Origin of the sequence: Phyllobacterium chamaecytisi (genome assembly GCF_020164455.1) — a bacterium.
Taxonomy (GTDB): Bacteria; Pseudomonadota; Alphaproteobacteria; order Rhizobiales; family Rhizobiaceae; genus Phyllobacterium; species Phyllobacterium chamaecytisi.
Map to the genome: position 1 here is coordinate 137,497 of NZ_JAIQWW010000011.1, position 23,540 is coordinate 161,036.

The window sequence follows — 23,540 nt, forward strand, 5'->3', positions numbered from 1 at the left end:
TATTGTGTCAATGCGTTGGCACGATTCGTAGCTTTTTTTCAGACTATGGCGCGCACGAGCCCTGCGCGCGCCATTAGTTCTTTAGTGACTCAGCAGACGAGCAGCCGGCCTGCTGTGTGACAGGTTGGGACCGAGCGCCTGACGCGCCGCCTCGAAGGTGTTCCAGTCGGCCGCATCCGGAAGAGCGGGGATGGTGACAAGTTCCCCCTGGTCGAGGCCAGCTAGAGACGCATCAACCATGTCTTCGGCCGACATGACGATGCTCTCTGGAAGATTGCTGACGGGCAAGCCGGCGACATCCCAGAACTCCGTGCTGGTAGCGCCTGGAAGAACGGCCTGGACACGGATGCCCTTGTCAGCCAGCTCATGATGTAGCGATTGGCTGAACGCCAGCACGAAAGCCTTGGTACCACCGTAGACGCCATTCAGGCGTTCAGGGGCTACAGCTACGATCGACGAGATATTGATGATGGTGCCGCCACCACGCTCGACGAGGCCGGGAGCGGCCGTCTTGGTAAGTCGGCTAAGGGACACGACGTTCAGCATGATCATCGCGTCCATCTTGGCCGGATCGGACTGCAGCAGCGGTGCAGTGGCGCCGACACCGGCATTGTTAACAAGCATCGTTATGCTCGCGTCGGTACGCAGGATGTCTTCGATGCGCGCAATGCCTTCTTCGCTGCCCAAATCCGCAGTAACGACTTCGACTGTCCGTCCCGTTTCCGTCGTCAGGCGCGATGCGAGAGCATTGAGTCTTTCACGGTTGCGCGCAACGAGAACGAGGTCATAACCGCGTTTGGCAAGCCGGTCCGCATAGACGGCGCCGATGCCAGAAGATGCGCCGGTGATAAGGGCGGTGCCCTTGGATAATGTGCTGGTCATGTATCTGCTCCATTGTTCGGGGATAATTCCCTTCGATGGAGAGACTTTACATCTCGGCCATTATGTCTTAAATGCCATATATACCACCTTTTAGGACATTCTCTCGATGCGTCACATTGGAATAATCCTGTTCCCCGGATTTCAGGTTCTCAATCTCGCCGCTACGACAGTGTTCGAGTTTGCCAATCTGGCGCTCGATGAGCCTCACTATAAAATCAGCCTATTGTCGGAAAGGGGCGGGCTGATCGCGTCTTCGGCTGGATTTTCTGTCAGCACTGATCCTTTTAGCGACGCTCCATTCGATACGGTGCTGGTGGTGGGTAACAATGACGTCGAGCCGGTGTCGTCAGGCCTGATCGATTTCTTGCGCGAAGTCGCACCGCGATCACGCCGCATCGGCTCGACCTGTACCGGCGCTTTCATCCTTGCCGATGCTGGGCTCCTGGACGGGCGGCGCGCGACTACCCACTGGTTCCATGCCCGGGATTTCCAGAGGGCTTTTCCTAACGTGAAGATGGAGGAAGATCGCATCTTCATCATCGACGGGCCGGTCTGGACATCGGCCGGCATGACCTCCTGTATCGATCTGGCTTTGGCGCTGGTGGAAAAGGATCTGGGGACTGAGATAGCTAAGTCAGTTGCCCGAAAGCTGGTCGTCTATCATCGCCGTGCGGGTGGGCAATCGCAGTACTCGGCGCTGCTCGAACTTGATCCGAAGTCTGACCGAATCCAAAAGAGTCTTATCTATGCCAGGGAAAATCTGCACAAGGAGCTATCGGTAGAGCAACTCGCGGAAGTCGTGCATCTGAGCCCACGCCAGTTCAGCAGAGCGTTTCAGGCGGAAACGGGTCAATCACCCGCCAAGGCCATCGAGAACCTGCGCGTGGAGGCGGCACGGTTGATGATTGAAAATGGGCGCATCCCGATCGATACAATCGCCCGCGATGTTGGCTTCGGTGATCGTGAACGAATGCGCCGCGCATTTCTGCGGGCTTTCGGGCAGCCACCGCGATACATGCAGCGGAACGCTCGAATAGCGGCTATTCCATAGCCATCTGAAGCGCGACCAGAGTTGATTCCAGCAGAACCTGTGCGCCCAGTATGGAGTGTTCGGGCTCGACGAATTCTGCTTCATTGTGGCTGAGACCATCGCGGCAGGGCACGAAAATCATGGCAGCATCGGTGACCCGTGCGAGGAAAAGTGCATCGTGGAAGGCGCCCGATAGCATTGGCTTGGAAGCGACACCGAGACGCGTTGCCGCCCGATCGACAGCTTGCAATAGCAGCGGAGAAAATTGCGCGGGCGGCATGTCGAATGTTCGGCGGATGGTTGCTGCACAGCCGAATGCCGACGCCTTCTCTTCGCAGGTTACGCGCACATGGTCCTCCAGCCGCGCCAGTTCTGAAGCGTCCGGATGGCGCAGGTCGACACTGAAGGAGACCTTGCCGGGAATGGCGTTGATTGACGCCGGCTCTAGCGATATGCGGCCGATGGTCAATCGGGCCCGCTCATCATTGGGCATGACGGAATTGTAAAGCTCCTGTAGCGCTTCGGTGACTGCCACGAGCGGATCGCGGCGGAATGAGAGTTGTGTCGTTCCGGCATGTGCGGTCTGGCCCGTAACCACGACCTCGAGCCAGCGCGTGCCTTGAATCGCATGGACAATACCGATCGGGATGTTCTCGCGCTCAAGCGACGGTCCCTGTTCGATATGCAGTTCAAGATAGCCGGAAAGTGGGTTTCCCAGCGGGCGCAGAATCGCTTGCGGAAGGGCGGCGAGGGTCGCCGCAAGTTCCTCACCCAATACCTTGCCGTCTGGAGAATGGGCGGAATACCACTCGATCGGAATTGCACCCGAGGCAAAGGCCATCGAGCCCATGCAGCCCGGAGCGTATTGGCTGCCTTCCTCATTGGTCCAGGCGACCACCTCCACGGCTCTAGGTGTCTGGATACTGGCATCCTCCAGGGATTCGAGCACTTCGAAGGCTGACAACGTACCAAGCGCGCCATCGAAGCGGCCGCCCATAGGCTGGCTGTCGAGATGACTGCCGATCAGGAAGGGCGGAAGGTCGTTGGAAAGCCCAGGCCGGCGGATGAACAAATTGGCCATTGGATCCTGGAAAACGCCAAAGCCGCGCTCTAAAGCCAGATTTGCAAGTTTAGCCCGAGCGCTGCGATCTTCGGGAGACAGCGCCTGGCGGTTGACGCCGCCAGCTGGGGTTGCGCCAATAGCCGCGAAGTCATCCAGTCTCTGAAGGAGACGCTCTCCGTTGATCTTGACCCCCGTGTTCATTGCGATTTGGGTCAATCTTTTGCAATCGCCCAGGCAAGCATCTGTTCGAACAGCGTCTTATAGCCCTTCCAGGCGATGAAATCTGAAGGGAGCCAATGCGGACCGACATCGGAGGTCCAGGCGAGTGTGCGGCCTTTGCCATATGTGCCCGTGACGAGGAGAGGCTGTGAGCCGTATTCGGTGGATACAGTTGCGAGAACTTCCGCACCGTCCTTGACCGTGACCTCATTGTAACCGAGCAAGATCGGCCAGTCCTTGCCGAGTCCCTGCAAAATGGGATGGTCGCCAGAGCCGGTTACGACAGGGGTGAACCCTTCGGGCACCTCAACGCGATCATCGACGGAAAGGCAGGTGACCGGCAGGACCTCCTCGACCGCCGTCTTGTGATAGCGCGCACCGCCATTGATACCCTGGAAGCTGTAGTAGCCTCCAAACATCAGCAGCGCACCACCATTGCGAACATAGTCGCGCAGCAGGCGAAGCCGGTTCGGCGTGGTCTTCGAATGAATCCAGGTATCCGGATGCAGGAGCAATGTGTTGGCGCCGATATCCGAGAGAATGATCGCCTCATATTCCGACAACGCTTCAATCGTCTGCGGGAAATCGCGCTGCGCTTCGTGCGCCGGCATGAATTTCACATCGAAGTCGCTGTCTTTCAACGCCTTCAGCAATTCGTCGGCGCCGGTGTGATAAGTGACAGTCGGGAACTGGTCGAAACCCTTGATATGGGTTGCGGTGGAAACCCACGACTCGCCGGCGAGAAGAACTTTGTGTTTGGACATGAAAACTCCTTGAGTACCAAAACGCAGCGATCAGGCCGCCGAAGAAAATACGGATTTGGGGTTGTCTGTGAGCATGCGCTCGATGGTTCCGGCATCGACGCCATGGCGCTTGAGGCGTGGCACGAAATGCTTGAGTATGTAGCCATAGCCGAAGCCGCCAAAACGGGTCAGCATCATCTTCAGAAATACGTCCTGAGAAAGCAGAACGCGGTCGCCAAAACCCATATCGACGAGTGAGCGAATGGCACGGGCGTTCTGTTCGTCAGATGGTGATTGAGCATCCTGATCGGCATAGTAATAGTCCATGCCAATCATATCGTATTCCAGAAACGCGCCGCGTTTGGCGAGCCCCGCCTGGTAGGGCAGATCCTCGTGACTGGGGTTCATATGGCAAAGTATCGTGTGGCGAAGGTCGGCGCCTTCTTCTTCGACGATATCCAGCACTTCATTGGCAAGACGCTCCCAACCCGGCAGATGGATCGACAGCGGTACGCCGGTGATACGCGACGCACGCGCTGAGGCCCGCAACGACTTGCGCTCTTCAGATGTGAAGTCCTTGCTGACGCCAACTTCGCCAATAATACCCGCCATGATCTCGGGTTGCGCTTCGCCGCCACCCACATCGTTGACGAGAAATTCGGTGACCGCATCGACATCCATATCTTTCAGCCATTCGGGATGGGTGTGTTGCAGATAGAACCCGGAGCCCATGACAATCTTCAGATTGGCCATCCGGGAGATGCGCCGCAACTTCACTGGATCGCGGCCGATGCCGATGTTGGTGGGATCGACGACGGTGTGGCCACCGAGCGCTTGAAAGCGCTTTAGTTCAGAAAGGGCGAGGTCACTATCATCCAAAGAAACGTTGTCGCGATTCATGTATGGATTCATGCGCAATTCGCCGATGATCTCGATCGACACGGGCTGATCCGCCATGGCCAATTCGTCAGGATGGCACGGGCATTTCCATGTTGTCGCTCCATCCAGCAGAATATGCTCATGCATGAGGGTAACGCCCATTTCGCCGACAGGCAGAGGGCCCTGAACGGTCATCACCGTTCCGGACTTGATCCCGATCGGTGCTCGTTCACGTTTATTACTCTGAAAGTCGAGACCAGTCATTCATCTGCTCCGGATCGCGCCGCGGAACAGTCTAAAGTTCAACCAGATTGCGACCAGAATGATCGTGCCGGTAACGATGGGCGTGAGAAATGGTGACATATGAGCAAGGATGAGGCCGTTGCCGATAACGGCGACGGTCAAAGCGCCGAGCACCGTACCGATCAGGGTTCCCCGGCCACCGAAGAGGCTGGTGCCGCCAAGCACGACGGCGGCAATCACTTCCAGCTCAAAGCCTTGTCCGGCATTGGATGAACCAGAGCCGAGGCGGGCGGCGAGGATGATACCAGCAGCTGCCGCTGCCGTGCTCGAGAGGACATAAACCATCAATGTTGTCAGCCGCGTATCGACACCGGCGCGGCGTACAGCCTCGGCGTTCGCACCAATGCCGGTCACGTAGCGGCCGAAGCGGGTTTCGTTGAAGACGAGGTACGCGACGACAAGCACGACGAGGGCAATCAGCGCGGGGACCGGCACACCGAGAAACCAGGCGCGGCCGATCACCGTGAACGGGCTTGTTGCTTCGACCGGGATGGAATAACCGCCAGTGATAAGCAGAGCTATGCCGCGGATGACAGACAGGCCGGCCAGCGTAACAATGAAAGCGGGTATACGCTCATAGGCGATGAAGAAGCCCTGAATTGCACCAATGGCAGCGCCGAGCAGCAGCATGGCGATAATGACGAGTGGCCAAGGCAGGCCCGCTTGCAATGTCACAGCTGACAGGGTGGCGACGAGTGCGAGTACGGAACCGACCGACAGATCGATACCCCCGGTGGTGATGACAAAGGTCATGGCAGCGGCCACGATCAGCAATGGTGCCGATTGCCTGACAATATTGAGAAGATTGGGTGTGGTTAGAAAGGCGTCGGTGATGCCGGAGAACAACAGGCACACGACCAGAAAGAAGATGGCGATCGAAACGACGCTGCCGTTGGCCATGAAACGATCGTGCAATGTGCTTTTTCGGACGCGCGTTTGAGCGGCGGCTGGATGCAGCGCATCGTTGCTTGAAGTCGATGGATTGCTCATGGCCGTGCTCCATTCTCTTCGCTGCGGCGCGCCGAACGAGCCTGGAACTTGCGCCCGACGATGAGGTTCACCACGTCTTCGATACTGGTGTCTTCAATGCGCCTTTCGGCGACATTGCGCCCCTCATACATGACCTGGATGCGGTCGCAGACCAGGAACAGATCCTGCAGACGGTGGGTGATCAGGATCACGCTGACGCCGCGGGCGCTGACAGCACGAATAAGATCAAGAACTGCCTCAACCTCGGCCACGGCGAGCGCCGCCGTTGGTTCGTCCATAATGAGAACGGAAGGTTCGAAGGAAGCCGCGCGGCCGATGGCGATGGACTGACGCTGGCCACCGGAGAGATTTTCAACCTTCAAACCCGTATCGGCAATGACGATGCCAAGCCGGTCGAGCATGGCGCGAGCCTCATCGTGCATCCGCTTTTTGTCGAGAAACGGTACACCCAATATCCGGCGTCTCGGTTCCCTTCCAAGGAATATATTACCTGCCACATCGACGGTGTCGCACAGGGAAAGGTCCTGATAGACCATCTCCACATGTTCTGATCTTGCGTCGGCGGGCGAGGAAAAAGATACGGTCTTGCCGTCGATCTCGATAGTTCCTGCGTCCGGTATGACGGCCCCGGACAAAACCTTGCTCAGGGTCGATTTGCCGGCACCATTGTCGCCGACGAGACCGAGCACTTCACCGGGCTTGAGGCTCAACGATACATTGTCGAGTGTCTGGATCGTATTGTACCGCTTGGATATGCCGGTCATGCGGACCCGGTAGGTTTCATTGCCAATATCGTTCATCGCAATACCATTGGGTTAAAATGACGACAGGATTGGGCGCGGCATGTGCGGCCGCGCCCTTGCAGCACTTGTTCTACTTGAACATGCCGCGGAACTGGTCGACGTTTTCCTTCGTAACAATTGTTACCGGCACATTGATGATGGGCTCGATTTTTTCGCCCTTCTTCAGCTTGGTCAATGCCTCGATGGCAGCCTTGCCTTCACCGGCGGGGTCCTGCTGAACAACTGCTGTGACCCAGCCGGCATCGATGCCTTCAACGGCCTGCTTGGTCAGGTCCCAACCGAAGACCTTGACGTCTCCAGTGCGGCCCTGGCTCGTAACGGCCGAAACGGCGCCGACCAAAGCCGGCTCACCTGTCGCGTAGAGCGTCGTCATGTCCGGATTGGCGGTCATCAGGTTTTCGGCGGCGGTCAGAGCCACATCCTGTACGTTCTGGCCATCGACTGTATCGAGGAAAGTGATCTTCTGGCCACTGTCCGCAACAGCCTTCTTGAAGCCGTCCAGACGCTGGTTCTGAATGAAGGAATTGAGAGCGCCAATCACGCCGATCTTGGCAGTTCCCGACAAGTTGGACTTGACGTAGTCAGCATAGAACTTGCCGATGTCTTCGCCTGCCTTGGTATTGTCGACGCCGACAAAGGCAATGTTGTCGCCATCAGGAATCTGCGCATCGATGGCGATAACCGGAATGCCTGCAGTCTTGGCAGCCGTAATCGCAGGCTTCACACCGTTCACATCGATAGCAACCAGGATAATGCCGTCAACCTTCTGGGTGATATAATTCTCCATGGCGTCATTCTGGGCGCTTGGAACATTGTTGGCGTTGAAGATAACCAGTTTGGCGCCGGCCGCATCGGCGGCCTTCTGCGCACCTTCGTTGATCTGGTTGAAGAAAAGTGCCTGCTGGTTGATCGTGACCAGCGCAAAGGTATCGGCCCAGGCGGACGAGCCAACGACAAGAGACATGGCGACGGCTGCAGCACAGCCCGAAAGTATTTTGGTAAGACGCATCCCGATTCCCCTTTTATTTGATGGAACGCCCATGTGAGGGCTTGCTTAAAAAACTGAACGCGAGGACATAATTCAAGAGACTTGAATGCATGTCAAGTAGTTTGAATGACATTGGAGCAAGTTCAATCTGATGCCAAAAGTGCGGCGGCGCCTAAAACGTCGGTGGTGTATTGACCCAGAAAATACTTGCACGCTTGTTGCCCGTGTTCCGGTAGGAATGGGGCAGATCGGAGTTGAAGACGAATGCGTCCCCTTCCGTCAGCTGAAAATGTTTTTCGCCGACTGTCAGTTCCACTTCGCCCGCCAGGATATAGCCCACTTCTTCGCCTGCGTGCTGGATCGGGCCTGCGCTGGCTCCATCCTTTTCGATATGATGGATGTTGCATTGGAGCAGGTGCCCAGGCGAATAGGGAATGACGCGCTCCAGCGATATGCCTTCACCGCGCCGCAGAGGATCAAGCGCGATCAGTGGCCTTGCGCCCGCGCGAAAGACGATACCTTCCTCGCCGTCCGACTCTTCGAACATCCAGCCGATGTTGGTTTCGAGAACCTGGACCAATCGGTGCAGCATCGGCAGGGAAGGCGATGCCTTGCCATTCTCGATTTTTGACAACAGGCTTTCTGAACAGTTGGCGGCTTCGGAGAGGGCCTTCAGTGTGAGGCCGCGTGTCTGCCGTGCCAGTTTCAGCCGTATGCCAAGCCGAGCCGGATTTGTCTCGGTGATACCGTGTGGCTGTTTTTCGAGTTCAATCTTGTTCATGCCTTGCCGTGACCTGTCAGCTGGTCATTAGGTTATGAATTCGTAAATCTGGCCAGCAGATTTAGAGTGCACGACCTCGCATACCTTGGCGCTCATGACCTGACAATGCAAGGTCAATCCCATTTCGTGTCGCCGAGTGCATTCAAGGGTATTTTCAGAAAACGTTCACCGTTCGCTTCTGGTTCAGGCAGCCGACCACCATTCATGTTGACCTGCAGGGCTGCCAGAATAAGTCTGGGCATGGGCAGGGTCTTGTCGCGGGCTTGTCTCATTGCCACGAACTCTGCTTGAGAATTGCATTGGGAGACGTGGATATTGTGGCGCTTCTGGTCGCCCACTGTGCTTTCCCACAGAGGTTCACGCCCCCCTGGTTGATAGTCGTGACCGACAAAGACCCTGGTCTCGTCCGGGAGCGCAAGAATCGATTCAATGGACTGCCATAGATGCTCGGCGCTCCCTCCGGGAAAGTCACAGCGGGCGGTTCCGCCGTCCGGCATGAACATTGTATCGTGAATGAAGGCGGAATCGCCAATGACATAGGTGATCGATGCAAGTGTATGGCCCGGTGAGAACATCACGGCCCCGGTCAGCTTTCCAATACTGAAATAATCTCCGGCGTTGAATAGGTGGTCCCATTGCGATCCGTTTGCCGGAAAATCCGGCCAGTTATAGAATTGCTTCCATAAGGCCTGAACCTCGACGATATGGCTGCCAATCGCGGTCGTTGCGGCCGTTTTCGTTCGCAAGTAGTCGGCTGCTGAAAAATGGTCGGCGTGGGGATGGGTCTCCAGTATCCACTCAACCTTCAAGCGATTGGCGTCGACGAACTCCAAGATTCGGTCGGCGTTGACGGTAGCCGTTGCTCCGGACTTTTCGTCGAAATCCAGAACAGAATCGATGATTGCACAATGCCGGGTCACGGGATCTGCAACTACGTACTGGACGGAATTCGTTCGTTTGTCGAAGAATGCTTGAACGTCCGGTTTTATGGCGGCTTCCAACATTTTCGCGCGTCCCCCGAGCTTGAGCTCGACACGATTCTCGCCGCTTTTGGTTCAGCTTGTCAATCAGCGTAAAGATTGGGTCATGATACATTATTCTGTTGAACCAGGCGTTGTGCTTTGGCCTTTCGCGATGCGCCGGAAATCACATGAACGATCACCGCAGCGAAAACGATCGATCCACCAAACACTGTACTCCTGCTTGGCACCTCGCTGAACACAAGCCAGACCCAAAATGGCGCCAGGGGAGCGTCGAGAGAACCGATCAGCGCGGTTTCGATCGGCGGAAGGAGCTTGGCTCCAAGGGTGAAGAGGGCAAGGCCCACGGCAGAAACCAATATGCCGAAAAGCGCAATCAGCATCAGATCATTGGCGGTCACGCCAAGCGGATTGCCAAGCGGCCAGCAGACGAGGGAACTGAAGAGAGCCGACAGGCAGGCCGCCGGCATGACAGAAACATCAGGCGAACGGCGGACGATGATCATCAGCACCGCCATACAAAGTGTCATGCCAAAAGCGAGAGCATCGCCGAAGACAGTGCCTTCGATGCTGAAACCAACCATGAGTGACACCCCGATCGCAGCAGCGATGCTGGCCAGAATGGCGCTCCACGTCGATCTTTCACCGAGAACGAACCAGCCAAGGATCGCGGCCACAAACGGGATGGTTGCATAGATAACAGCGACATGCGCTACGGTGGTTTCCTTCAAGGCACTGATGAAAAACACCATGCCGAGCGCGGAAATGCCAACGAAAAGCCAACCAGCCTGACCCATGTCGCGGAAGCTCGCCCAGAACCGGCCGCGCTCGGTAAAGGCTATCACCGTTGCTATGCCGAGCGAACCGAAAATCCCCCTCCATGCGAGAATGGTCCAATTGTCCTGCGGGATGACGCGCGTGAACAGACCCGCAAGGCTCCATGCAATGGCCGAGCCGGTTACGAAAATCAGTCCCAATTGATAAGCCGATGGCCTCATGATTGCCTTGACGGTTGGAAGACCGGATACATACCTGATCTAGCGCCGCTGTTGCGCGAGATGACAAGGCTTCGAAAGCCAAAATTGAGATGCTACTGACACGTGATGTCAGTTGTTGCGTAAGAAACGGCTTATGTAGTTTGTATAACGATCACACAATCTTGATTGCATTGCGCCCCGGCTTAATTGACCCAAGTTGCTGATATATCTAACATTGGATTCGTTCTAAGTTCTCGCCAACTTTTGCACGCGCCGAGTATCCCGGCCCCGATGGTTGGACGTTTGATTCCAAGGATTGCCTGTGAAATTCGGTCGTTTTCTTACCGGTCTTGGAGCGCTGATCGTTGTCGGTGTTGCGGGTGTTTTTGTTTACGCGTGGAGGCCGGAAATTGCTCCAATCAAACCACCAGAACGTGCATCCTTCGATCAGGCCTTGATTGAGCATGGGGCGAAACTCGCCGCCGTCGGCAACTGCACGGCTTGCCATACCAATCCCGGCGGAAAATCCTTTGCCGGCGGGCTGACCATTCCAACACCGTTCGGGACGATCTATTCCAGCAACATCACGCCCGACGCGGAGACCGGTATAGGAACATGGTCGGAAGCGGCTTTTCAGCGGGCCATGCGCGATGGTGTCGGACGCAAGGGCGAGCATCTCTATCCCGCTTTCCCGTATGATCACTTCACCAATGTCTCGGATGACGACAACCGTGCGCTGTATGCTTTCCTGATGACACGTCAGCCAGTGAAAGCCACGCCGCCACCGAATGAACTGCCTTTTCCCTTGAACGTGCGTCTGGTTCTGGCTGGCTGGAAGATGCTGTTCTTCAGGGATGGCGCCTATCAGGCCGATGCAGGCCAAAACGAGGAATGGAACCGTGGTGCCTATCTGGTCAATGGCCTGGGCCATTGCGGTGCGTGCCATACACCGCGCAATTCGCTTGGTGCCGAAAAGGTTTCATTGCACCTTGCCGGCGGCGAAGCCGAGGGTTGGAGCGCCTTCGCGCTCAACGGATCGTCGCCCGCGCCTGTGGTCTGGGACAAGGATAGCCTCTACACCTATTTGCGGCAGGGCTGGCACCCGGATCACGGCGTCGCTAATGGCCCCATGGGTGAAGTTACCGGAAATCTCGGACTGCTGCCCGACAGCGATATTCGTGCAATGTCGACTTACATCGCATCGATCATGGGCGAACCTTCCGCGGAGCGTCGCGCCAAGTCAGACAAACTCCTAGAAGAGATAAAATCGGGCCCGATCACGTCTGCGATAAGCAACGATCCATCGTCAGGCGGAAAAGGGGCTGCGATCTATAAGGCTGCCTGTGCCGCTTGCCATGAAAACGGCCGGCCGCAACCTTTCGGTGGACTTGATCTGCGGCTCAGCTCCACGGTGCATGCACCAGACGCGCAAAACGCCATCAACATGGTGCTCTACGGTCTTCCAGCAGCAAATGGTCGGACGAGCGCTATCATGCCAGGTTTCGCCGATGTGCTGACAAACGATCAGCTGAACGATCTGCTTGGCCATCTGCGCCAGCATTTTACTGATCAGCCAGCGTGGACCGATGTCGTCCAACGCGCAGCCGATACCAGAAACGGTAAATACCATGTCAGCGTCCGGCCCTCCGACGGGATCGAGCGCGGCCCCAGCAATATAGGAGCGGAGGATCAGTGATGAAACTCAACGTCAATGGCAGCACGCACGAAGTGGATGCCGATCCCGCGACGCCGCTGCTCTATGTCTTGCGCAACGACCTCGAACTCAACGCTGCCAAGTTCGGTTGTGGACTGGGGCAATGCGGTGCCTGCACCGTGATGGTGGACGGGAAGGCAATCTTCTCCTGCCTGACACCGATCCTCTTGCTTGAGGGACGCGAGATCAAGACTGTGGAGGGCCTCGGAACCATCGATAGTCCTGGCCCGATGCAACAGGCATTTATCGAAGAACAGGCTGCGCAATGCGGCTATTGCATTCCCGGGATGATGATGCGCGCCCAGGCATTGCTGCAATCGAAGCCCGATGCGAGCGATGCGGAAATCCAAGTGACGCTTGAACCGAATTTGTGCCGGTGCGGAACGCATTTGCGTATTCTCAAAGCCGTGAAACGCGCACGGGAATTGATGAAAACAGCAGCCATGACACCTGCAAGCGGCGAAAGGAAAGTCTGATGAACGCTCCCCGCTTACCGAATGTTACGCGCCGCAACCTGTTGTTGGGTACCGGGGCGCTGGTCGTCAGTTTTTCGCTGAAAGACCATGCCTTCGCCCAGGAGGGCGAACTCAATGTACCGGCGAAACCACCAGAACCGGTAGCGGCCGGTCCCAAGCTGCCCGGTAGCCTGGCCGATACGCCTTCACTGGACGCATGGATCCGGATCGATGCGGATAGCTCGGTTACGGTCTATACCGGCAAGGCAGAACTCGGGCAGGGAACCAAGACGTCGCTGCGTCAGATCGCGGCGGAAGAACTCGAAGTTCCGCCTGCGTCGATCAATCTGATCACTGCTGATACGGCGATCACCCCGGACGAAGGCTTCACCGCCGGCAGCCAGACGGTCCAGAACAGTGGCACGGCAATCCGCAATGCCGCGGCGCAGGTACGCGAGATCCTGATCCAGCAAGCCAGCGGCAAATTGCAAGTTCCTGCCGATCAGCTCAAGGCGCAGAATGGCCGTATTGCCGGACCTGATGGCAAGTCGATCGGATATGGCGAAGTGGTCATGACCGATATGCTGCATGTGGACGCGCAGCCGAAGTCAAAGCTCAAGTCCCCGGACGCTTATGAATATATTGGCAAGCCGTTCGCGCGTGTGGATATCCCGGCCAAGGTTACCGGCGGTCCGGCATATGTACAGGATATGCGGCTGCCGGGGATGTTGCATGCCCGCGTTGTCCGCCCGCCCAGTTGGTTCGCGACGCTGAAGGATATCGATACCGCCTCCATCAAGGCGATGCCGGGTGTGGTTGCTGTTATTCGCGATGGCAATTTTCTCGCGGTGGCTGCGGAGAAGGAGTTTCAGGCCGTACAAGCCATGCGGGCTCTGACGGGCCTTGCCGAGTGGGAAGAAAAGCCTCGCTTGCCGAACGAGCAGGATCTACCCGCCGTTCTGCAAAGGAGCGAAAGCGAGCAGGGCGTCGTCGCCGAGGCCGGCGGTGATTTTACTGGCGGCGTAAAGACATTCAGCGCTCAGTTTATGCGGCCATATCAGATGCATGCATCGATCGGACCCTCGTGCTCCGTGGCTCATCTCGACAACGGCACGATGACCGTGTGGACCCATACCCAGGGTGTTTATCCGGACCGCAAGGCGATCGCGCAAATGCTCGGCATGCCTCTGGACAAGGTACGCTGCATCCATACGGAAGGGTCAGGCTGCTATGGACACAACGGCGCCGACGATGCAGCCGGCGACGCGGCATTGATTGCGCGCGCCCTTCCAGGCCGACCTGTCAAGGTACAGTGGATGCGTGATCAGGAGCACCTATGGGAACCCTATGGTCCGGCTATGCTGACCAAGGTCAGCGCATCACTCGATGCGTCAGGCAAGATCGTCAATTGGAAGTACGACCTATGGAGCAACACCCACTCGGCAAGGCCGGGCAGTGCGGGCGCACTGCTACCCGGGCAACTGATGGAACCGGGCTATCCACCAGACAAACCCGTGATGAGCATCACGCCGCTTGGCAACGGCGATCGCAACGCCATACCGCTTTATTCCATCCCCAATCTGCGGGTGCTTTGGCACTTCATCGCCGATATGCCAGTGCGGGTTTCTTCGCTACGGGGGCTGGGCGCCTACGCAAACGTGTTTTCGATTGAAAGTTTCATGGATCAACTGGCGAAGGAAGCAGGAGCGGATCCGGTCGAGTTCCGCCTCAAGCACATGGAGGATCCAAGGGCGCGCAAGGTGATCTCGACGGCGGCCGAGGCTTTCAACTGGTCGAGCAATCCCATGCCAGAAGGACGTGGCCGGGGATTTGCCTTTGCCAAATACAAGAACCATGCCGCCTATCTGGCACTGGCGATGGAGATCGATGTCGACAAGGAAACGGGCAAGATCCGCGTACCGCGCATCGTTTCCGCTGTCGATTGCGGTGAGGCGGCGGCTCCCGACAGCATCCGCAACCAGACGGAGGGCGGCATCATCCAGTCGTTGAGCTGGACGATGTATGAAGAGGTCAATTTCGACAATACGCGGATTAGGAGTTCAGATTGGTCGACCTATCCGATCCTGCGGTTCAGTGCTGTACCGGGCACTCTTGATGTCCATATTGTGGATAATCCCGGTTCGCCCTATCTCGGCGTCGCCGAGGCTGCGCAGGGACCGACATCCGCTGCACTTGCCAACGCACTCGCCAATGCGACAGGCAAGCGTCTTTACAATCTACCTTTTTCGCCGGCGCGGGTGAAAGCAACGCTCGGAGTTTGACACGACTTCAGCGTAACCTGATTTGGCTGGAGCCTCTTGCATCATGCGGTCTTGATTGGTGGGATGCCCTGTCGCATAACTGCGGCGCATTCATCCGCAGCCACCATTCGCAGCGCGCCACGCCACAGATATCAGGAATCAGACCATGCCAAATACAATCGTGCCCAGCTCCGGTGTTCTTGTCGGTCGCGCCAAAATTCCCGGCCATGCCACCCCGCGGATTGTTGCGGTGCGTGATGGCGTGGTTTTCGATATCACTGCCAAAGCAGCGCCAACCGTGCGTGATATTGCCGAACTCGACAATCCAGCCAGTTATGTTTCCGGAACTGCGGGGACAAAGCTTGGTGACGTAGACGCCATCATCGAGAACAGCTGGACGGAGAAACATGACCCGGCGCTTCCTGCGCTGCTTTCCCCGATAGATCTGCAGGCTGTAAAAGCATCAGGCGTGACCTTCGTCGCTTCCTTGCTCGAGCGGGTCATCGAGGAGCAGGCGAAAGGTGACAAGGCAAAGGCTGATTCACTGCGTGAGGACGTTCTCAAACTTATCGGTGCGGACCTCTCAAAGATCGTGCCCGGTTCCCCGGCGGCGATGCAGGTCAAGGAGGCATTGATCGCCCGCGGCGTCTGGAGCCAGTACCTCGAAGTCGGGATCGGTCCCGATGCGGAGATCTTCACCAAGGGTCAGCCCATGTCGACTGTGGGCTTCGGAGCCGATGTCGGACTGCACCCGATTTCGAGCTGGAACAATCCGGAGCCCGAAATCGTGCTGGTCGTTTCAAGTGCCGGGCGGATCGTTGGTGCAACACTCGGCAACGACGTCAATCTACGCGATGTGGAAGGGCGCTCGGCGTTGTTGCTGGGCAAGGCAAAAGACAACAATGCCTCGGGCTCTGTCGGACCATTTGTCCGCCTGTTCGATGGTGATTTCACCATAGAGACTGTCAAGGCGGCGGAACTCAGCATGCGCGTTGAGGGAGAGGACGGGTTTGTGCTTGATGGCCATTCAAGCATGGCGAAAATATCACGCACACCGGAATCGCTGGTCGAAGCCACGATCGGGCAGCACCATCAGTATCCGGACGGTCTTGTGCTCTACCTCGGCACGATGTTCGCGCCGGTCAAGGATCGCGACGGGCCTGGCAAGGGCTTCACCCATAAGATGAACGACGTCGTTTCTATCTCGACGCCGTCGTTGGGAACATTGTCGAACCGCGTCCGGCTTTCGACCGAATGTGCCCCATGGACATATGGCGCGAGCCATCTGCTGCGTGATCTCGCGAAAGCTGACCTGCTCTAGATAGCCTGTTGCTAAGTCCAGAAGTAACGAACCATGTGAAAGAAGATCGGGGCGGCAAAGACCAGACTGTCGGCCCGGTCAAGCATGCCGCCATGGCCCTCGATCATGTGGCCCCAATCCTTGACGCCACGATCGCGCTTTATCGCCGAGGCAACCAATCCGCCGAAGAATCCCATGATGCAGGCAAGCCCGGCCATCAGGCCGGCTTGCAGAGGAGTGAAAGGCGTCAGCCAATAAAGCGCGGCTCCGAGCAGTGACGCGCTGATGACACCACCAATCAGACCCTCCCACGTTTTCGAGGGGGATATTTTTGGCGCGACCTTGTTCCTGCCGAAGAGCTTGCCGAAGACATATTGCAGCACATCGCTGCCCTGCACAGTGGCGATCAGAAATGCGATGAGCAGGAGCCCTTTGCCTTCGAAACCGGGTATCGGAAGTGTCAGCAGAGCGGGTACATGGCTGAGGCAATAGACCGAGAGCATGATACCCCATTGCTGCTCGCTGACGCGTTCGAGGAACCGCTCCGTGTCGCCGGAGATCGCTGTCAGAGCGGGCATCGCAAGGAAGCAATAGACCGGCACGAAGATCGAGAACATTCCGTACCATTCGATCCAGAGCAGATAGTATTGAACCGGGATAATGACCAAAAACATACCGAGCAGTATCCAGTGGTCACCGCGGCGCGTGTGTGTCAGCGTCACGTATTCGCGCAAGGCCGCAAAAGAAACAAAGGCGAACAGCAGGATGACGCCTCCCTTGCCGAAAAGGAATGCAATGGAGATGGTGGCGATCATGATCCACCACGCCTTGATCCGCGAGTTCAAATTGGCGAGTGTTGAAGGCAGAACATCGCCTTTGCGTGTGCTCTTCCAGCTCAGCATGGTCGCGACGGCGCTAGCGGCCGTCAATATGCCAAGGAGGCCAAGGAACAGCCATATCGTTTCAGCCATGGTTGAGCGACCTCTGGTGTTCCGGGTTAAGCTCAAGCAAAGCCTGCCGCGCCCTGTCGAGAAAAGCATGACGATCTTCAGCGGGCGAGAGCTCGACGGGCGCGCCGAAGATGACGCGGCAAAGCAACGGCACCGGTAGAAAAGCACCCTTGGGAAGAACGCGCGACATGTTTTCGATCCAGCACGGAACGAGTTCGACATCGGGCCGGGCGAAGGCCAGGTTGTATAGGCCCGAGCGGAAACGCAGCAGTGGCTCATCGGTCATGTTGCGTGTGCCTTCGGGAAAGATGATTAGCGAGTGGCCATCTTCGAGCGCGTTCAGCATTATGACCATCGGGTCTTGCTCACGCTCCACCCAGTTCCGCTCGACAAGTACCGTATTGAGCAGGTCACGGGCCAGGACATGCCGGATCCTGGTTTTCCGCCAGTAATCAGCTCCGGCGACCGCACGGGTGCGTTCGCGCTCTTCCGGGAGCAGGCATGTGGAAAGCAGAATGAAATCGCCGTGACTGGCGTGATTGGCGAAATAGATTCGCTGGCGCTTCGATGGCGTACAGCCCTGCCAAATCGGCCGCACGCCGGTTATGGCACGCGCGACGCCAGCAAGCACCATGGCAGCCGCTCGCCGCAATAGCGGTTTGTTTTCGATCATATGCCCCCTCCGGTTGTCTTTAACCGGTCCACAACCCATAGGCTGTTATCGCAGCGAATAAAGCAAGAAAAGCCGCAAAAGCAAGGTGCAGTTTCATCAAGAGGCCGTTGGTTCGTGTCATGCGCGCCTGCAAAGGTCGCGTCCTATCCGGCCGCTTTCGTAAATGCATCCGCGCGAGAATGTCATCTACCGCGCGGCAGCCTTCGGTCTCATCGTCATGGGATGCGATAAAGCGAAACAGCGCGGCATCGAAACGAAGGTAGACGGCCAGGAAAAGGGTCAACAACCCGCCGATGATCAACAGGGGCCAGAGCCAGCTGAAAAGCGGACCTCCCGCATCACCGATGATGGACGATACGACCAGAAGGACACATGTAAAAAATCCATAGGTATGCGCCCGGTGTTTCAATCGGGCCGCGAAAGTGGCGGCGTCTTCCTCCATAGAAATCATCCCATTTGATTGTGCCTTATGGCTTGTTGTTACTTATGATCCAGGAGGGGACGGATTTCAAATCAGTTCGGTATGCACGAAACATTCATGTGAGCGAATTCAGGAGTTCCCTGATTGTTGCCGCACTGGTAGGGCGGCCGAAGAGCCACCCCTGTCCGTCAACCTTGGGAACAAGAGCCGCAAAATAGTCACGCTGGGCGGGTGTCTCGATGCCTTCGACGACGATATCCAAATGGTGGACATGGGCCATCCCGATGATCTGCGGTACGATTGAGACCGAGACAGAACCGGTTCCGATCGTCTGGGTAAAGGACCTGTCGATCTTTATCCCGTCGACATTGAGTTCACCGAGATAGGCGAGGCTCGAATATCCCGTACCGAAATCATCGATGAATATCCGGTGTCCGCGGGATCGCAGACGCTTGATCGCTTCTATGGCATCGGCGGCGTTAGCGGTGGAACGTTCTGTGATCTCAAGCACGATCTGGCTGCTTGTGACGTTCGCCTCCTCGAGACGTGACGCGAGCTGGGCACTGAAATCGCGGTTGAAAAGATCCGCAGCGGTTATGTTGATGCTGACGTGAAAATCGGGATTGGCATCGAGAACCGGCGCCATATCCTTAAGCACATTTTCGATCACACAGATAGTAAGCCGGTTAATCAACCCGGCTTTTTCAGCAACAGGGATAAATACGTCCGGGGGTATCGTCTCTCCATTTTCCTTCCAGCGCACAAGCGCCTCGGCTGCTACCGTGCGACCTGTCGCTATGTCGACGATAGGTTGATACTCCATCGTCAGCCTGTTGTGCCCAAGTGCCTGTTGCAACCTCGTTTTCATGCTCAGATTGTTACGCCGAAGCAGGATGATAATCGTGGCAAGAGCACCGCCGAGCGTAGCACCAAAAATGGAAATTATCGTCGTGATCGGTTGCGCTGATGCTTCAAGCTGACTGACCTCGGCATGAACTGTCACGCATGCCATGTCCCGGCAGACATTACGATAGACAGTATCCCCGATGCGGCCAACGCCATCGGGCGGCTTCACGTCGAGCTTGCCGATATTCAATGACCCGAACATCCCGACAGTGGAGGACGTCCCTTGCGGATTGTACATGACGACGTAGGCATAGGCGGAATTCTTGAGCGTTTCGAAAGAAGCGGGATCCAATACAACGTTTGCCTTGCCAATACCGATTATTGGGGCGCTGGAATTCGATATGGCCAGGCGCGAATTCGCATAGATCAGCTTCCCCGCAGGCGTTTCGAGATCATGCGCGACCAGAGGCATCGGCTTTTTTCCGTTACCGAACACGGCGGAGCAATGGAAAAAGCCGTCGCTCACTCTGCCCATGTCCTTGAGATATCTGGTGCCGAACAGCACGTCTCGTAAATACGATATTTCCTTGTCCGAACAAAAGGGATAGGGCGACGTATTGATGACCGTCAGCATCAGGTCGGCTTCGGTAAAGACATCGACCGCGCGATCAAGAAGTCGGTCGGAGAAGATTCGCATCTGCCCGCGGTCACTTGAGATGACGACAAGCCTGCTGAGCCACATGCCGCACAGGGCGCCAGCGGCAATCAACACAGCAATTAATATTGCCCTGTACCACAGCCGATCAAAATAGCGCGACATTCGGAGAATCCACCAAGCCTTCCACCACGGATCGACACGCCAGTATGTTGACTCAAGCGCAGGCCTATCAATGACACTACGACCGTTAATATTTCTCTGATTTTTCCGGAGTTCTACAGAGAAACTAAGTAGTTTGATTTAATTCCGGCCGTCGGAACGAACGCGATGACTTCGACTATTGCGACAATATAGTTTTGGTTCCCGCGGCGGTGACAAGAATACGGGCAATATTGCAGGTGCTATCCATACTGACATGAATGCGTCAATCCTCGTGCTACGGTGGAATACAGCCTGGCCAGTGTTTACGACACCGATCTGGCTGACTGCGATGAAGTGAAGAAGAGAGGAGAATTCGCCATGTCCACGATCGATCGCCGAGCCTTGCTTCTCGGTTGCGGCAGTGCCGTAATCGCTGCACCGGTTGCGGCAGCGGCTTTTGCTGTAGAGCCGCTACCCCGGGACAGGGAACCGTCCCGCGACCTGCTGGCGCTAATCAATGCGCACGAGACAACCTACGAAGCGTTTGGCAAGGCAATCCAGGCAATGGACGGTAATAATCGCGATCATGACAAAGCCAGCCGGGCCGAGGAAAAAGCGCTTCTGGCTGTCTGTACCTATTCTGCGATCAGCGACGGGGATCGCCGGACCAAGGCCCAATATCTTTTGAAGATTGCGGCGCGAGGCGAGCTCGACCTGGCCGAACATATGCAGGCTCTTCTCCATTCGGAGATGGCGAAAGTATAGATCGGTTGTCGCGATAAGCAGGGAACGAGCGGAGCCGATCGTTCAACCTGCAAATAGAAACAGTCAAGGCGGAGAGTTGGAACCCGCCGCCCCGATTTCATCTGGAAGCTTGACTAGAAGTTGCGCTGGAAGCGAACGATGCCGCCGAACGCATCATCGTCACCACCATTGGCGATCGAGTCTTCCTTCCGTGCGCCATCAAACTTGGTGTAGTTAATTTCCGGCGTGATGGTGAAGCCCGGTACCAGCTGATAGGCTACATTGAGAGCTAGAGCGTATGTGCCTTCATCTTCGTATGCGGCCTGAGCATTGATGGTCGCCTTGTCGGTTACCTTGGCGGCAAAACCACCCCAGGCAGCCCAGTCGCCCTGCCATTGGGCAAACCAGTTGGTTTCGCCAGTGAAGAAGGAATTCCTATCGAAGTCAGACTGATAGGCACCCAAGACCCAGACCGAGAGCTTGTCGGTGATGTTGAAGTCCACACGCAGATTGGCTGCCATGTCTTCCTGTTTGGAATCGTAAGCGACCGTGCCGGCAATCTTGCCCCAAGCCTGCTCCCATTTCGCACCGGCTAGAACGTGCGGCATATAATCGTCGATCACGTTGTCGCCGAACTCATCGGAACCCTGTTCGGCAGCGACGATCGCCGAAAAACCGTTGCCCCCGACGAACGTATAGCTGATCTGGTTCGATTGGCCGGACTGGTAGTTGATCACATCGTCCTGAATGATATCACCGGCATACCCGACCCAGGAGCCGAAGATTTCGTCGTCCGTACCGATCTTGAAGCCGCCAAGCTCGATATAAGCTGTTGGAACAGACCCGCCACTGTCTTCGCCATCATCATACTGGAAGCGACCGACGATGTAGGAACGCAATGTACCGAGTTCGGTTTCCGAACGGGCATCCATACGGATTTCCGCACGTGTGCGCTTGTGATAGGTCTCGTCGCGGGTGCCATCTGCCTTGAGGCGACCGAGGTTCGAACCATCATACGGATCGTCGCCGGCCTGTGCATCGTAGCGGACCATGCCGCCGACCCTGAGGCAGGTTTCGGTGCCTGGAATGTAGAAGAAGCCCGCGCCATAAGCATCGCAAACGCGAACGTATTCGACGGGCTCCGGCTCAGCCACGACGACTGCATCCGCAGCGCGAGCGCCCGATACTGCAACAAGTGCAGCAGCAGAGCCGAGAAGAAGGCTTTTGATATTCATGTCGATCTCCGTTTAAGGATAATGAGTTTAGTGAGAGCATACGAATGGTCCGGATGCCTGAGCCTATGTCTTCCTTCGAGATGGTTGAGGTCAAAGGACATATCCAATGGCATCTTGCGGCCCGTCGTGGTGTTGCTGCCAAGCTACATTTACGTGCATGCAAACCGGTGCCGGTGGAGACTTTTCTGCTGGTCAATACACAGCAAGGATCAACATGAGCGCTGGTGTTTCACGCGGTTTCATGGACGGCACACGGATATGACGCGCACGTGGCTGATTTTAGCGTCGTCCGGTATTATTTTGGAGAAGGGTCCCAAAACCACCCTTGTAGTTATGCTTTGACCGCAATTTGATGCCGGAAAGCACCTGATTATGTCCTTTGACTGCCGATAAGATCGGATGCAACGTCAACGTGCCGAACTTGCCGATGCATAAAATGGCATCGGAAGGAAGGTCTGTTGATCTCCAGTCAATAGCCAAAGACCCTGCCCCTCGGGGCGGGGTTATGGGTTGGGTTCAGAGGCCTGAGGGTTCAACGCCGACGTCCTGCGAACAGGAGCAGAATCGTCTATGCACAACGCTCTATGGGAAGCAGGTCGTAATCCTTGTTTGCAAGATGCATTCCGAATTGCGTTTTCGCCACATGGGCTGCGACCATATTCTCAAAGACATCAACAAGTGGAGAGAGGATCTTGACCTTCCGACCGCCCGCCTCAAGCAGGTGCACCAGCCCTTCAGCCTCTGCTCTTTTCATAAGCCGGCGAATATGTGTCCGCGATACACCGTAGAGACTTCCGATCTCATCAAATGGAAAGCTCACAAGGTTGTCGCCCGGCGATTTCTTTAACGACATCAGTTTGCAAAGAAGTATCTCGCCACTGCCGCTGGCCGCAAACAACCGTGAACCCGGCTGATCAGATATCCACGTGCTGATATCAAGCAGCGACTGCAGGCTGGAGGCAAAGTATCGTTCCAGGAAACCGGCATCGTCCAACAAATCCCGGTAATGCCTTAGCGGAAACAATCTATCGGCAGCCGCTACCGCCACCGCCACGATTTTCTTCGCACAGCCCAATAAGCTATCGGTTGGCTGAATGAGATGAATTCTATGATCAGTTTCATCCTGTATACGTTTGACAAGGCCAATCTTCTCGAGAAGATCGATGCTCGCCGCAGTCGCACTGAGGCTGCACAATTTGGCGTCAGTGGTAATGCGTTGGATGGCCGATATGGTTGCGCCGTGGCTGCCGCTGGTGTGGTCGAAATGCAATGCAAGGACCGCCATGCAAATCACCTGTCTGGCCATGGTCGCCATCACTTTGTTGGCCATGTAGTGACCTTCGAACAAATTGACCACGCCCTGCGAGAATATCAGCGCGGCGGGGGCAAAATGCGGATTGTTCCGAAGAATCGCTACCCGCTGTACCAACCATCGCGACCTGGTCTCATCGGCAATGAAGGGAACAAAATCAACAACGTTGCCGTCCATGTGCACGATTCCCGT

General features: G+C 56.5%; 22 protein-coding genes. 6 read left to right on the forward strand and 16 right to left on the reverse strand.

Going from position 1 to position 23,540, the window contains the following annotated elements:
• Window positions 1-81 precede the first annotated feature (81 nt).
• Window positions 82-882 (reverse strand): SDR family NAD(P)-dependent oxidoreductase, encoded by an 801-nt coding sequence (locus tag LB462_RS17845; RefSeq protein WP_224510800.1) that lies wholly within the window; start codon window positions 880-882, stop codon window positions 82-84.
• Window positions 883-988: 106 nt separating this feature from the next.
• On the opposite strand from LB462_RS17845, the gene LB462_RS17850 reads away from it, so the two are divergent.
• Window positions 989-1,933, forward strand: a complete 945-nt coding sequence (locus tag LB462_RS17850) for a GlxA family transcriptional regulator (protein ID WP_224510802.1) — start codon at window positions 989-991, stop codon at window positions 1,931-1,933.
• On the opposite strand, the gene LB462_RS17855 is transcribed toward LB462_RS17850, so the two are convergent.
• From LB462_RS17855 to LB462_RS17895, 9 genes are all read right to left on the reverse strand, one after another.
• Window positions 1,923-3,176: a Zn-dependent hydrolase gene (locus tag LB462_RS17855; RefSeq protein ID WP_224510889.1), complete on the reverse strand. Its 1,254-nt coding sequence runs from the start codon at window positions 3,174-3,176 to the stop codon at window positions 1,923-1,925. The genes LB462_RS17850 and LB462_RS17855 overlap by 11 nt on opposite strands.
• A gap of 11 nt (window positions 3,177-3,187) precedes the next feature.
• A complete protein-coding gene (locus LB462_RS17860; RefSeq protein WP_224510804.1) occupies window positions 3,188-3,958 on the reverse strand; it encodes a glutamine amidotransferase in 771 nt (256 codons plus the stop codon).
• Window positions 3,959-3,988: 30 nt separating this feature from the next.
• Window positions 3,989-5,080 (reverse strand): phosphotriesterase family protein, encoded by a 1,092-nt coding sequence (locus LB462_RS17865; RefSeq protein WP_224510806.1) that lies wholly within the window; start codon window positions 5,078-5,080, stop codon window positions 3,989-3,991.
• Window positions 5,081-6,109 carry an ABC transporter permease gene (locus LB462_RS17870; RefSeq protein WP_370637216.1) on the reverse strand — a complete coding sequence of 343 codons (1,029 nt, stop codon included), beginning with the start codon at window positions 6,107-6,109 and terminating at the stop codon, window positions 5,081-5,083.
• Window positions 6,106-6,909 (reverse strand): ATP-binding cassette domain-containing protein, encoded by an 804-nt coding sequence (locus LB462_RS17875; protein ID WP_224510808.1) that lies wholly within the window; start codon window positions 6,907-6,909, stop codon window positions 6,106-6,108. The genes LB462_RS17870 and LB462_RS17875 overlap by 4 nt, the downstream gene beginning before the upstream one ends.
• A 73-nt stretch (window positions 6,910-6,982) precedes the next feature.
• Entirely contained in the window at window positions 6,983-7,921 is a 939-nt protein-coding gene (locus tag LB462_RS17880) for an ABC transporter substrate-binding protein (protein ID WP_224510810.1), read from the reverse strand.
• Window positions 7,922-8,072: 151 nt separating this feature from the next.
• Window positions 8,073-8,681, reverse strand: coding sequence for a cupin domain-containing protein (locus tag LB462_RS17885; RefSeq protein ID WP_224510812.1), 609 nt, complete (start codon window positions 8,679-8,681; stop codon window positions 8,073-8,075).
• Between the two features lie 113 nt (window positions 8,682-8,794).
• Window positions 8,795-9,685, reverse strand: a complete 891-nt coding sequence (locus tag LB462_RS17890; RefSeq protein ID WP_224510813.1) for an MBL fold metallo-hydrolase — start codon at window positions 9,683-9,685, stop codon at window positions 8,795-8,797.
• Between the two features lie 80 nt (window positions 9,686-9,765).
• A complete protein-coding gene (locus LB462_RS17895; RefSeq protein ID WP_224510815.1) occupies window positions 9,766-10,659 on the reverse strand; it encodes a DMT family transporter in 894 nt (297 codons plus the stop codon).
• Between the two features lie 301 nt (window positions 10,660-10,960).
• Between LB462_RS17895 and LB462_RS17900 the strand changes: the two genes are divergently transcribed.
• The 4 genes from LB462_RS17900 to LB462_RS17915 all read left to right on the forward strand — a co-directional run bounded on the left by LB462_RS17900 (window position 10,961) and on the right by LB462_RS17915 (window position 16,389).
• The gene (locus LB462_RS17900) at window positions 10,961-12,334 is read left to right on the forward strand and encodes a c-type cytochrome (protein WP_224510817.1); all 1,374 of its coding nucleotides are present in this window, start codon (window positions 10,961-10,963) and stop codon (window positions 12,332-12,334) included.
• Complete coding sequence (locus LB462_RS17905) at window positions 12,331-12,828, forward strand: (2Fe-2S)-binding protein (RefSeq protein WP_224510819.1); 498 nt, start codon at window positions 12,331-12,333, stop codon at window positions 12,826-12,828. The genes LB462_RS17900 and LB462_RS17905 overlap by 4 nt, the downstream gene beginning before the upstream one ends.
• A complete protein-coding gene (locus LB462_RS17910; RefSeq protein WP_224510822.1) occupies window positions 12,828-15,089 on the forward strand; it encodes a xanthine dehydrogenase family protein molybdopterin-binding subunit in 2,262 nt (753 codons plus the stop codon). Before LB462_RS17905 ends, LB462_RS17910 begins: the two co-directional genes overlap by 1 nt.
• A gap of 145 nt (window positions 15,090-15,234) precedes the next feature.
• Window positions 15,235-16,389 carry a fumarylacetoacetate hydrolase family protein gene (locus LB462_RS17915; protein ID WP_224510825.1) on the forward strand — a complete coding sequence of 385 codons (1,155 nt, stop codon included), beginning with the start codon at window positions 15,235-15,237 and terminating at the stop codon, window positions 16,387-16,389.
• Window positions 16,390-16,400: 11 nt separating this feature from the next.
• Here the strand turns inward: LB462_RS17915 and LB462_RS17920 are convergent, their stop codons facing one another.
• From LB462_RS17920 to LB462_RS17935, 4 genes are all read right to left on the reverse strand, one after another.
• A complete protein-coding gene (locus tag LB462_RS17920) occupies window positions 16,401-17,339 on the reverse strand; it encodes a phosphatidate cytidylyltransferase (protein ID WP_224510827.1) in 939 nt (312 codons plus the stop codon).
• Window positions 17,332-17,991, reverse strand: a complete 660-nt coding sequence (locus LB462_RS17925) for a lysophospholipid acyltransferase family protein (protein WP_224510830.1) — start codon at window positions 17,989-17,991, stop codon at window positions 17,332-17,334. Before LB462_RS17925 ends, LB462_RS17920 begins: the two co-directional genes overlap by 8 nt.
• 19 nt (window positions 17,992-18,010) lie before the next feature.
• Window positions 18,011-18,433, reverse strand: coding sequence for a hypothetical protein (locus tag LB462_RS17930; RefSeq protein WP_224510831.1), 423 nt, complete (start codon window positions 18,431-18,433; stop codon window positions 18,011-18,013).
• 94 nt (window positions 18,434-18,527) lie between these two features.
• The gene (locus tag LB462_RS17935; RefSeq protein ID WP_224510833.1) at window positions 18,528-20,078 is read right to left on the reverse strand and encodes an EAL domain-containing protein; all 1,551 of its coding nucleotides are present in this window, start codon (window positions 20,076-20,078) and stop codon (window positions 18,528-18,530) included.
• Between the two features lie 357 nt (window positions 20,079-20,435).
• On the opposite strand from LB462_RS17935, the gene LB462_RS17940 reads away from it, so the two are divergent.
• A complete protein-coding gene (locus tag LB462_RS17940) occupies window positions 20,436-20,822 on the forward strand; it encodes a hypothetical protein (RefSeq protein WP_224510835.1) in 387 nt (128 codons plus the stop codon).
• 113 nt (window positions 20,823-20,935) lie between these two features.
• On the opposite strand, the gene LB462_RS17945 is transcribed toward LB462_RS17940, so the two are convergent.
• Entirely contained in the window at window positions 20,936-22,036 is a 1,101-nt protein-coding gene (locus LB462_RS17945) for a porin (RefSeq protein WP_224510836.1), read from the reverse strand.
• A 568-nt stretch (window positions 22,037-22,604) separates the two neighbouring features.
• Window positions 22,605-23,525, reverse strand: coding sequence for a helix-turn-helix domain-containing protein (locus LB462_RS17950; RefSeq protein ID WP_224510838.1), 921 nt, complete (start codon window positions 23,523-23,525; stop codon window positions 22,605-22,607).
• Between the last annotated feature and the right edge of the window lie 15 nt (window positions 23,526-23,540).